Source organism: Ensifer adhaerens (genome assembly GCF_028993555.1).
Taxonomy (GTDB): domain Bacteria; phylum Pseudomonadota; class Alphaproteobacteria; order Rhizobiales; family Rhizobiaceae; genus Ensifer; species Ensifer adhaerens_I.
This window is the reverse complement of sequence record NZ_CP118612.1, coordinates 443,988-455,130: the sequence shown is the minus strand read 5'-3', so window position 1 is coordinate 455,130 and position 11,143 is coordinate 443,988. Positions and strand designations below refer to the sequence as shown.

Below are 11,143 nucleotides of genomic sequence, written 5' to 3'. Positions count from 1 at the left end.
ACTACGCCTCGCTTGGCACGAGCTTTGTCCCGTCCCTCGTGGAGATGCGCTCAAGCGAAACAGCGCGAAACCCAGAGCAACGGCATTCAACAGATGCCAGATAAAGCGCGTGCCTACGCTCCAGGATCCGCAGAGAGGGGCAGGCAGCATCCGGAAGACCAACGTAGCGGAGAAAATCGTGCCAGTTGCCACCAGCATCCGTGGTTAACCGCCACCTGAGAGCGATACCGCGAACGCCACGCCGAAAGTGGCGATCAATCCCGGCCCATAGGCCGCCGAACTTCTGAGCAGAGGCCTGGCGATGCCTTCGAGCGTGGGCGAAAGCCCAAGCATCATCGCAGTCAGAAGCCCGGTGACGATAACGCTTAGGCGTAGAAACCGCATCATCGCCACGAAGAAGAATGAGTAGATGACCACGGCGACAGGCAAAATGTCTGCGATCAGGACCATCGGTTGGCCAGCGTATGGAACAGAAACAAGCCAACCCCGATGATGCAGTTAGCGCCAGCATAAATAACTGCTTGTCCGCCCTCCCTACGCGCCGCTGACGGACCACTATCACCGCCGGCGCTCCAGTGCTCATTTCCACGTTTAGTCGCGCATGAAGCCCTGCATTTCCTCGGGCGTCACCTTGCCGTCCTTGTTTGCATCGGCCTTATCGAAGATGCGCTTATGGATCGCTGTCACTTCTTCGAACGAAAGCGCACCATCGCCATCTACATCAGCAACGGCAAACATGATTTTCATCATGTGCCCATACATAATGCCTTGCCGCATACCATCTCTCATGCCGGAGCGGCGGCCGCCCATCATCGCACCCGGCATCATCTCGGAGTAACCAGGTTGTTCGTCTTGTTTTTCTACCGGGGTCTGGGCAAAAGATCCCGTCGCGCTGGTGGATACGAGAACGGCGATAGTCGCAGCATATGAGGCTCGTGCGATAATCATGTGGGTCCTCCCTTCAAACGCAGGAGACCTGTGGCACTTGGCGCGCTTGCTTCGCGCGTCGCACGCTCCTGCAATCGTTACGACGCCAATCTACCTTAAGATCGGGATGGGTTCCTTGTCCTGCATCAACTCGAGGCAAGCACAATTCGACAGTATCGAATGCGGGCTGCTTCTACTGCGCAGTACAGCGGATGCGGAGAGATGCAGGGAAGAAAGGGGAGTAAACGCTGACAAAGAGCGTCACCCCTGTGTTATGGCCGGATACTCTATCACGGTCGGATTACGTTCCGATGAGCATGGCATGCATGGCCGACTTCAAGATGCCCCTGGATGTTGCATGGAAACATATGAGCTCGGAGTAAGCTTTGCTTTAGACTAGACATCCGATCCGGGTCTGCGTCCGGCACTTCGCGGAGATATTGCTTGGCCAGCGGACGGCTTGTTGTAGCAACCGCCGAAAAGACCTTCATCTGCCGAGATTGGTGGAAATCGGTGGAAAAAGGGGCGCCCCGGTCGCCGCGTGCCAGTTTAGAATGTCATCCCAAATTTCCTGACCTGTTTCAGCGTACCAAAAGAGATCGCGATCCTCAGGATCGACCACGCCTTCTTCAACCAGAAAATCTATGTCGATTGCTCGGCGCCAGAATTCCTCACCGACAAGGACGATTGGTATCGGCTTGATCTTGCGCGTCTGGATCAGAGTAAGTGTCTCAAACAACTCATCAAGCGTACCAAAACCGCCGGGAAACACGACAAGCGCCTTTGCGCGTATGAGGAAGTGAAGCTTGCGTATTCCAAAGTAATGCACGCAAAAGCAGAGGTCCGGACTAACATAAGGGTTGGGAAACTGTTCGTGTGGCAGACTGATATTGAGACCCACTGATCGTGCGCCAACATCAAAGGCGCCACGATTGGCAGCCTCCATTATCCCAGGTCCTGAGCCAGTCATGATGACAACCGACTGCTGCGGGTGCGCGCGATTGGATCGACCGACTTCCCGCCCGAGATCTCGGGCGATCTCGTAGAATCGAGCCTTTTCGAGGATCCGCTCTGCTACTCGAAGGCGCATCAGCGAGCCGGCGTCCGGGTGTCCCTCCGCCGCGGCGCGCAGCGCCCCCAGATTGCGCTGCGCTGCCTCTGGTTCACATATGCGCGTACTGCCGAAGACGACGATCGTCCCCTCAATTCCATGCTGTCTCAACAACAGTTCCGGTTTGAGATAGTCGACTTCGAGTCTTGGTCCACGGACGTCATCGCGATCAAGGAAGCTTGGATCCTGGATCGCTAGGCGATAGCTTTCGCTCCTGATGATGGCTTCGACCCGATTATGTGCTTCAGGGTCATCTATAGCCGATTTAATGTTTTGCCAGGGCAAAGGCTCTGTACGGTGCAAAGGATGTGGCGGCGGGGGTATTGTACCCAGCCGTGAAACAACTGTCTTGTCCCCATTCTGCCGACGTCGTGCCTTCATTCAAGCACGATACCCCAAAAATCGGAGTTATTCGATTCGTTTGGCGGCGGCACTAATCGTGTACCAGGAGCCTAGGATACCAATCAAAGGTCTTGTCACCGCGAACCGGCGCGTGTCGTGCATATATGATGGTGGCATTTGCGGGGGCTAGGTCAGTGGCACAATCCGAGCAAAATGAGCAGCGTCCTTTGGTGGAAGGGCAGCCTGCTCGACGACGGGATCGGTCGAGCCTGTGACAGCAGGTTCGTCTGTTGGCCCGCTTTCCGGATCGCAGAACAGCCTGAACAGCAGTTTCATCACGGCTTCCGCTCGACCGTCGGCTATCGAATAGAAGATCTGACGCGACTCCCGTCGTGTCTTGACGAGGCCTGCGTGTCGTAATTCGGCGAGTTGTTGCGAAAGGGCAGGCTGCTTGATCCCCAACGCCTCCTGAAGGTCGGTCACGGCGGTCTCCCGCTGGGCGATGTAACACAGCAGCATCAGCCGGTTGGCATTACTGAAGTGCCTCATGAACTCGGCAGCTTCCGGTGCTTTTGCGGTAAGTGTTTCCAGTGAGATCCTCGTCTCGACACTCATGTGTGCCGCTCCCGGAAATACCAACTTTCGCCTGGATGGAGCACAGTCTCCTCTCCTTCGCTCGAGGGCGCGTGCTCGAGAAGGGGATTGCCCGGACGCCACCCTTCCGGCGCCGCGGCATTCTCTCGTTCCGCACTCTGGAGTGCGGCAACAAGACGTAACAGCTCGTCCACTGAACGACCTACATTCATCGGGTACCAGACAATGGCGCGAATGATACCCTCCGGATCAATGACGTATGTTGCCCTGACCGTCGCACTGCTATCCGAAGTGCCATCGATCATTCCATAGGCCTTCGCGATTGCCATCGAGGGGTCTTCGACGAGCGGGAACGCGACATTTATTCCAAAGCGCTCGCGGATATCACGGATCCAGGCAATGTGGGAGTAGAGACTGTCCACCGAGAGCCCCAGTAGCGCACAGTCAAGCTTCTCGAAATCCGGCGACGCCCGCGCAAGCGCTATGAACTCGCTGGTGCAAACCGGCGTGAAGTTTGCAGGATGGGCAAAAAAGACCACCCAGCGACCGCGATAGGACGACAGCGTGATGGGTCCGTTCGTGGATCGCGCCGCAAAATCGGGAGCCAAGGCATTGAGGCGCGCATAGGCAATGGGTTGAAACGTTGTCTCGGTCATACGGATGTCCTGTTTGCGGCTGCCTCACCCTTTTTAGGCCGAACTTGATTCCGAATCCAACTAATACATACTTGCATAATTAATGTAAATATAGATATATTGAGGAATCCGCAGAGGACCAAAACCACATGATCGGCTCCATTATCGACGACCCCTTGGAATACGCCCGCGCGCTCATTGAGCACGCACTTCAGGACACAGCCAGACGCCCCGTTGTGAAGTCGTTCTTCGACCCGCAAACCTTTACGGTGAGCCATGTCGTGCGCGACCCGCAATCGAATGCCTGCGCGATCATCGACAGCGTGCTTGACTACGATGCCGCCTCCGGCCGCACATCGGGCAATTCGACCGGACCTGTCATTGATTACGTAAAGTCTGAAAGTCTTGCCGTTCGCTGGTTGCTGGAAACACATGCGCACGCTGACCATCTCTCGGCTGCTCCCCTACTCCAAGCCGAAGTTGGCGGACGGCTTGCCATCGGGCACGAGATCGTTCGCGTCCAGGAAGTGTTTGGCAAGATCTTCAACGCCGGCACAGAGTTTCAGCGAGACGGCAGCCAATTCGACCACCTCTTCAACGATGGTGATCGCTTCAAGATTGGCGCGCTGGATGCGACGGTGTTGCACGTACCTGGTCATACACCAGCTTGCCTCGCCTATGTGGTCGGCGACGCAATCTTTCCGGGAGATACGCTGTTCATGCCGGACTATGGAACGGCGCGCTGCGACTTCCCCGGCGGCGACGCACGGCAGCTTTACCGGTCGATAAGGCGCCTTATGGAGCTCCCCAACGAGGCTCGCATGTATCTCTGCCACGATTACAAGGCGCCTGATCGCGATCACTACGCATGGGAGACGACAGTTGGCGCCCAACGGTCTGGCAACATCCATGTGCATGACGGTGTCAGCGAGGATGAATTTTTCAAAATGCGCAGCGAGCGCGATGCGACGCTTCCAATGCCCAAGCTCACTTTGCCTTCGGTGCAGGTCAATATGCGGGCAGGCCAGCTTCCGCCGCCAGAAGACAACGGTGTGCGATACCTCAAAATTCCATTGAACGTTTTGTGAAAGAAATGAGCGAAATCAACTTCTTGTGGCCGCTGTCCGGCGGCCTTCTCATCGGTCTATCGGCCGGATTTTATCTGCTGACAACCGGTCGAATTGCCGGGATTTCTGGACTTGTCGCGGCAGCTGCAGGCCTGACGGGAACTGGCATCAGCAAGCTCGGCCTGGGATTTCTCGGAGGGGTCCTCGGCGGCGCCTTTGCCGCGTCTACCTTCCTCCGCCAACCAGAGATAGAAGTGACGTCGTCCTTGCCTCTCCTCCTCATCGGCGGCCTCCTGGTCGGCTTTGGAACCCGTCTCGGCTCAGGCTGCACCAGTGGCCATGGCGTCTGCGGCCTGGCGCGACTTTCACCGCGCTCGATCGTTGCGACATTGACGTTCATGACGGTTGCAGCGCTCACCGTTTTCGCAATGCGTCTTTTCGCGGGAGCCATCTGATGTTCACAAAAGTAGCTTCGGCCATCGTCTGCGGCCTGCTCTTTGGTGCCGGGCTTGTCGTCTCCGACATGATCAATCCCGCGCGCGTGCGTGCTTTTCTCGATGTTGCTGGCGACTGGGACCCGTCGCTCGCCTTCGTCATGGGTGGCGCACTCATACCTTCAACGCTTGCCTACATTGTCCGCAATAGATGGCAAGCTCCGCTCTTCGACGATCAGTTCCATGTGCCCCCGGGGACAGGGCCGGATGCCCGCCTTGTTGCCGGCGCCGTGCTTTTCGGAGTCGGCTGGGGTTTGGTCGGGCTCTGCCCCGGTCCTGCAATCGCCGCTTTGACGACGGGCCGATGGCAAGCGGGTCTTTTTGTGGGCGCTATGCTCACGGGGATGATCACTTATCGCTTTGTATTGGCGCGTCCGGCACTTGCGTCGCGATAATCGGATCGATTGGTAGATCGCCATTCCAAGAAGCACAACGGCAGCGCAGTTCAAAAAGCCGGCTGACCACGGCGAATTCCACCAGAGTCCATGAGATGACACTCGAACCAATACAGTATGCGCTCGGCGCTTTTTCCGGAGGGCTTGTCGGACTGGCCCTCGGCCTGTTCGGCGGCGGCGGCTCCATTCTTGCCGTCCCGCTGATGGCCTATGTGGTTGGAGTTGCGAACCCGCACCTGGCGATCGGCACCAGCGCCTTTGCGGTTGCCGCCAACGCCCTTGCCAATCTGATTGGTCATGCGCGCCTCGGTCATGTCAAATGGCGCTGTGCCAGCATCTACAGTCTCGCCGGGATTGCTGGAGCTTATCTTGGCTCGACCATGGGAAAGCTCATGGACGGACAACATCTGCTGTTGGCATTTGCCTTTCTCATGGTGCTGGTCGGCGCGCTAATGCTCAAGGGCCGTGCGGTTCAGGGCGATCCAGGTGCGCATTGCTCGCGTGAAAACGCGCCGAAAGTCATTGCGTTTGGTGGGCTCACGGGCATCTTCTCCGGGTTTTTCGGCATCGGTGGTGGGTTCCTGATCGTGCCCGGATTGATGGCTTCCACGGATATGCCCATCCTTTTCGCGGTTGGCTCATCGCTCGTGGCGGTGACTGCCTTCGGCCTGACAACGACTGTGAACTATGCCATGTCAGGCCTAGTCGATTGGAGGCTTGCGGGAGTCTTCATCGCCGGCGGTGTTGTCGGTGGCACGATCGGAGCGGCCATTGCCACCAGACTTGCAGCACGCAAGGGTGCGTTGAACACCATATTCGCCTTCATGATCTTCACTGTGGCCGGATACATGATTTATCGAGGCTTCACCCAGATTGCCGCGGCCTGACCTCGAATGAGTTTGACAAGCTGCGGCAGCGGGTTAAATCCCTTGCCTTACCAGGCGCCCTAAGGGTGTCCGAAAACGTCAGCCGACAACCGGAAAGAACAATGGCTCAGGACCCGGCCCGAATTCCTAGCCCCATCAAGCGCTTGCGCAAGCTTCGACCATCGGTGCTTTACCGGTTCCTGAGTGTGGAATTGATGCGCAGGCTGCCGCGCCGGACGGAGCTGGGTCTCGTCCTTGCAGGAACGCTGGCGGGAATTGCAGCTGGGCTCTGCGTGGCGATTATGACGTTCATCGCCAGAATGATGCACTCGCTGATCTTCGGGCTGGAGGCGGGAGAGCGGTTGAGTGGCGCAGCCGTCGACGAGAAGATCCTCGTGCTCGTCGCTCCGATTGCTGGCGGCATACTACTTGGAACCATCCTGCTTCTACTCGCAAGATGGCGGAAGCGCCCTCTTGTTGATCCGATCGAAGCCAACGCTCTTCATGGCGGCCGCCTTTCGTTGACGGACAGCCTCATCGTCGCACTACAGAACCTTGTCTCGAACGGTTTCGGAGCTTCAGTTGGCCTCGAAGCGGGTTACACCCAGGTTGCCTCGGGAATAGCATCCAAATTCGGCAGCAGGCTGAAACTGCGCCGTTCGGACATGCGAATTCTAGTGGGCTGCGGAGCTGCCGGAGCGATCGCCGCTGCATTCAATGCGCCTTTGACCGGCGCCTTTTACGCGTTCGAACTGATCATCGGCGCCTACACGATCATCTCCTTGACCCCCGTGGTGGCGTCAGCACTGAGCGCCAACCTTGTTGCGCGCTTGTTGACTGCAAGCGATGCCGGCATTGACGTGGGCAGCGTCGGCAACGTAGTGCCGGCGGACTACGTACCGGCCCTCCTGCTCGGCGCCATCTGCGGTGGCGTTGGCATTCTAGTCATGCAAGGGGTTGCTTTCGTGGAGGAAACAGCGCGCAGGAGTGCGCTACCGGGCTTCGCCAGGCCGACGATCGGCGGAATGATCGTAGGTTTGCTGGCCCTGGCAAATCCGCAGGTTCTGTCGGGAGGCCACGGAGCGCTTCATCTCAACCTTGAAACCGACGTCGCGATTACCAGCCTTCTGGTGCTGTTCTTGCTAAAGGCGATTGCCTCGGCCGTTTCAATCGGCTCAGGCTTTCGCGGCGGGCTTTTCTTCTCCTCGCTTTTCATGGGCGCGTTGCTTGGCAAGCTCTTTGCTTTTTGGGCCCCCTATTTGAACTCGGCGACTCTTGCTCCTGCAAGCTATGCCGTCGTCGGAATGAGTTCACTTGCGGTCGCCGTCATCGGCGGCCCGTTGACAATGACTTTCCTTGCACTTGAGGTCACCGGAGATTTTCCAATGACCGTTCTGGTGCTCGCCTCGGTTATCACATCGTCCTTTATCGTCAGGACGCTGTTCGGTTATTCGTTCGCCACCTGGCGCTTCCACTTGCGCGGCGAGACAATCCGTAGCGCCCAAGACGTCGGCTGGATCCGCAATCTTACGGTCGACAAGCTCATGCGAGCGGATGTCCGCACGGCAAACGCGGACATGCCCGTGCGTGATTTCAGGAACACGTTTCCGATCGGTTCGACCCAGCGGGTCGCCCTGGTCGACCAGAACGGAAAGTATGCCGGGCTCGCACTCGTCGCGGATGTCCATTCCAATCTTGTCGAAGGAGAGAATGAGGCCGCACAGATCCGAACGTTCGCGCAATTCAAGAAAGACGTTCTGCTTCCCACCATGAATGCCAGGCAGGCGGTCGCGATCTTCGACCAAAGCGAAAGTGAAGCGCTTGCAGTTGTCAGCGACCTGGTTGAGCAACGGGTGCTCGGTATGCTGACGGAGAGCCATACCTTAAGGCGCTATAGTGAGGAACTTGACCGAAACAGAAGGGAAATCTCCGGCGAGCTCTAAAAGAAGGGGGCTCACGCACGATCCAAAGCGTCAGGTCGCAAGGATGGAACAACTTCATCCGCCATCCATACCCCACCTGTGATGCAGGAAACGTTCCCAGGGCGCAAACAGAATTCGATCCGCAAGCAGACCGATCAAGACGATCACCATCATGGCGCCGATCACCTGATCCATTGCATTCAGCTCACGCCCATAGTGAAGCAACTGGCCGAGTCCGAAACCGGTCAGGATAGTCACGAAGATCTCGGCAGCCATCAACGAGCGCCATGCGAAGGCCCAACCCTGCTTCATGCCGCTGACGAGAAAGGGCAAGGAGGCCGGCAGCATGACCGTCATCCACAAGTGTAATCCCTTGGATCCCATGGTCCGTGCGGCCTTTGAATAGATCGGCGGGATGGTTCGAGCTCCGTGGTTGGTCGCAATTATCACCGACCAGACTGTACCCATCACGACGACGAACAGCATCGCACTCTCGGTTTGCCCGAACCACAGCACGGCGAAGGGCACCCAGCACACGCTCGGCAAGGTCTGCAGGCCAAGTGCCAATGAACCAAGCGTGTCCTCCATGATCTTCGACGAACTTGTAAGAACGCCGAGCGGGAGACCAATCGCCGCCCCGATCACGTACCCAAGCAGCAGCCGTTGGAGCGTAACGCGGATTGCTTCAAGAAGCGTACCGTCGTTCATTGCGCCCCAAAGATACCGGGCAACGCTCACAGCCGAAGGGAAAAGGACTGGCGACCACCAGCCAGTATCGGCGGCCAGCTCCCAAATCAGGAGCAGCCCGGCGAAGAATGCCGTAACGACCGCTGTTCGCCTCATTCCGGTTCGCCGCCTCCTATCGTGCCGCGGAGCGCATCGGCAACCGCTGCCGCGTGAGCCACCAACTCGGCATTGTATATGCTGCGAGGGCGCGACAGCGGGATGTCAAAACTTCGCACGATTGTTCCGGGGGCACTCGACATCAGTAAAATGCGATCGCCCAGGCACGTTGCTTCGCGCATGTTGTGCGTCACGAATACCACCGTCTTACGACTGTCAGCCCAGATCTTCTGGACGTCGTCGTAAAGGTGCTCCCGCGTCATTGCGTCGAGCGCGCCAAATGGCTCGTCCATCAAGAGCACTTGCGGATCCGGCGCCAATGCACGCGCAAGCGCGACGCGCTGCTTCATGCCACCCGACAATTCGTGGACGTGCGCCTTTTCAAACTTTTCCAGTCCTACCAGCGATAGGTAGTTATGTGCGATGTCCCGGCGCTCGTCACCACGAAGCTCTGGGCAAAGCCTCAGGCCGAACATCACGTTGCCAAACACGTTCAGCCACGGAAAAAGGGAAGGTTCCTGAAACACGACCAACCGCTCTCGGCCGGGACCTGCGACCTCCTGACCGTCCGCAAACACGTGACCGGCATCTGGTTGCGTCAGACCGGCGATGATGTCGAGAAGCGTCGACTTGCCGCAGCCGCTTGGGCCAACGACGCAAACGATCTGACCGGCGGCAACCTGCATCGATACGTCGGCTAGCGCGTGCACGTTGGCCCGAGACGTTCGAAACCATTTCGAGACCGTTTGAACATCGAGCTTGCTCGTCGCGAGACTGCAATGCTGCGTGGCTGCTCCAACAAAAGGCGCGCGATTGATCATGGCTGTTCGACCAAGTGAGAAAGATCCGGCACTGCAGCCAGGAAGCCAACGCGTTGTGCTTTTGCCACGTATTCCTGCAAAGCGGAAAGCGCGATATCGCTGGTAACCGACATGCGCGGCCATGCCCGAGATACAAGATCCGGGGACATCGTCACCCGAAAATCCGCTTTCAGTTCTTCGCGGACCATAGCCTGGGCTTCCTGGCGATGGCGGCTAATCCATTCTCCGAGTTCGCGGTGCGCCTGGACAAATCGATGCACGAGATCGCGATGTTGCTCAAGAAACCCAACCCTTGAGACGAGCACCGTCGTGACCGCCTGCCTTTCCTCAATCAGCACCTTGCCGGCCGCTTCCAGCTCGAGGCGTGAAACCCAGGGCTCCACAGTCCACACAGCATCGAGTTGTCGGGTTTTGAAGAGAGACAACTGCTCCGGGTTTGAAGTCGGCACCACGTAGGCGTCCCCGCCGGCCTGCGTAATTCGCAGGCCGCCGTCTCGCAGCCAAGCTCGGGCCGCGACGTCCTGAGTATTTCCGAATTGAGGTGTCCCGATCCGTCTCCCGCGGAAATCCGTCGGTGTGGCAAGCCTTTCTCCCGGTTGCACGACCAGTGCAGAGCCGCCGTTCACGGCGCCAGCCACGATCCGAATCTCGGCTCCAGCAGAACGTGCATAGGCATTGATTGCCGGGTTCGGTCCGACGTAAGCAAGATCTAGACTGCCGGCAAAGATTGCCTCCATGGCGCTCGGGCCGGCGTTGTAGGCATACCATTCGATAACGACGCCTGGCCCCAACCGATCGGCGAACCAGCTTCGTCCGCGATGTTCAAAGCTTCTGGCCACCAGCGCCTGAACATGAGTAATGTTTGGGAAATGGCCGATGCGAATGGTTACTTTCGTGGCGAGGCTTACTGTGGTTTCAGCAACGCACAGCCCTGCTGCGATTGCCATTGCGAGAATATGTCTTCGTTGCAGCCGCCCGATAACCATCTGATGATCCTGCCTCGAAAAAGGGAGATAGTTTATCCTGTCGAGCCCCTTCCCTCGCCCGTCGATATCTCACGATGGCACGTACCTTCGTGCCGCAAAACGGGATCTGCGGTGCGCCATCCCTGTCATATTGCCCGCTT

At 58.0% G+C, this 11,143-nt stretch carries 13 protein-coding genes; 5 read left to right on the top strand and 8 right to left on the bottom strand.

Annotated features, from left to right (window positions below; all coding sequences use genetic code 11):
* Positions 1-204 precede the first annotated feature (204 nt).
* The 5 genes from PWG15_RS35075 to PWG15_RS35055 all read right to left on the bottom strand — a co-directional run bounded on the left by PWG15_RS35075 (position 205) and on the right by PWG15_RS35055 (position 3,630).
* Positions 205-450 (bottom strand): hypothetical protein, encoded by a 246-nt coding sequence (locus PWG15_RS35075; protein ID WP_275027466.1) that lies wholly within the window; start codon positions 448-450, stop codon positions 205-207.
* Positions 451-591: 141 nt separating this feature from the next.
* Positions 592-948, bottom strand: a complete 357-nt coding sequence (locus PWG15_RS35070; protein WP_275027465.1) for an EF-hand domain-containing protein — start codon at positions 946-948, stop codon at positions 592-594.
* 466 nt (positions 949-1,414) lie between these two features.
* On the bottom strand, positions 1,415-2,419 hold the full coding sequence (locus PWG15_RS35065) for an LOG family protein (RefSeq protein WP_275027464.1): 1,005 nt from the start codon (positions 2,417-2,419) through the stop codon (positions 1,415-1,417).
* Between the two features lie 147 nt (positions 2,420-2,566).
* Entirely contained in the window at positions 2,567-2,995 is a 429-nt protein-coding gene (locus PWG15_RS35060; protein ID WP_275027463.1) for an ArsR/SmtB family transcription factor, read from the bottom strand.
* Entirely contained in the window at positions 2,992-3,630 is a 639-nt protein-coding gene (locus tag PWG15_RS35055; protein WP_275027462.1) for a peroxiredoxin, read from the bottom strand. The genes PWG15_RS35060 and PWG15_RS35055 overlap by 4 nt, the downstream gene beginning before the upstream one ends.
* A gap of 128 nt (positions 3,631-3,758) precedes the next feature.
* Here PWG15_RS35055 and PWG15_RS35050 point away from each other — a divergent pair, with 128 nt between their 5' ends.
* The 5 genes from PWG15_RS35050 (at position 3,759) to PWG15_RS35030 (ending at position 8,374) form a co-directional block, all read left to right on the top strand.
* Complete coding sequence (locus PWG15_RS35050) at positions 3,759-4,697, top strand: MBL fold metallo-hydrolase (RefSeq protein WP_275027460.1); 939 nt, start codon at positions 3,759-3,761, stop codon at positions 4,695-4,697.
* Between the two features lie 5 nt (positions 4,698-4,702).
* Positions 4,703-5,131 (top strand): YeeE/YedE family protein, encoded by a 429-nt coding sequence (locus tag PWG15_RS35045; RefSeq protein WP_275027458.1) that lies wholly within the window; start codon positions 4,703-4,705, stop codon positions 5,129-5,131.
* Positions 5,131-5,565 carry a YeeE/YedE family protein gene (locus PWG15_RS35040; RefSeq protein WP_275027456.1) on the top strand — a complete coding sequence of 145 codons (435 nt, stop codon included), beginning with the start codon at positions 5,131-5,133 and terminating at the stop codon, positions 5,563-5,565. The genes PWG15_RS35045 and PWG15_RS35040 overlap by 1 nt, the downstream gene beginning before the upstream one ends.
* Positions 5,566-5,660: 95 nt before the next feature.
* Positions 5,661-6,452, top strand: coding sequence for a sulfite exporter TauE/SafE family protein (locus PWG15_RS35035; protein ID WP_275028002.1), 792 nt, complete (start codon positions 5,661-5,663; stop codon positions 6,450-6,452).
* A 194-nt stretch (positions 6,453-6,646) separates the two neighbouring features.
* Entirely contained in the window at positions 6,647-8,374 is a 1,728-nt protein-coding gene (locus PWG15_RS35030) for a chloride channel protein (protein ID WP_275028000.1), read from the top strand.
* Positions 8,375-8,428: 54 nt separating this feature from the next.
* Here PWG15_RS35030 and PWG15_RS35025 read toward each other — a convergent pair whose 3' ends face one another.
* The 3 genes from PWG15_RS35025 to PWG15_RS35015 are packed head-to-tail and all read right to left on the bottom strand — an operon-like array spanning position 8,429 to position 11,003.
* Positions 8,429-9,196, bottom strand: a complete 768-nt coding sequence (locus PWG15_RS35025; RefSeq protein WP_275027455.1) for an ABC transporter permease — start codon at positions 9,194-9,196, stop codon at positions 8,429-8,431.
* Complete coding sequence (locus PWG15_RS35020; protein WP_275027454.1) at positions 9,193-10,017, bottom strand: ABC transporter ATP-binding protein; 825 nt, start codon at positions 10,015-10,017, stop codon at positions 9,193-9,195. Before PWG15_RS35020 ends, PWG15_RS35025 begins: the two co-directional genes overlap by 4 nt.
* Complete coding sequence (locus tag PWG15_RS35015) at positions 10,014-11,003, bottom strand: ABC transporter substrate-binding protein (protein ID WP_275027453.1); 990 nt, start codon at positions 11,001-11,003, stop codon at positions 10,014-10,016. Before PWG15_RS35015 ends, PWG15_RS35020 begins: the two co-directional genes overlap by 4 nt.
* Between the last annotated feature and the right edge of the window lie 140 nt (positions 11,004-11,143).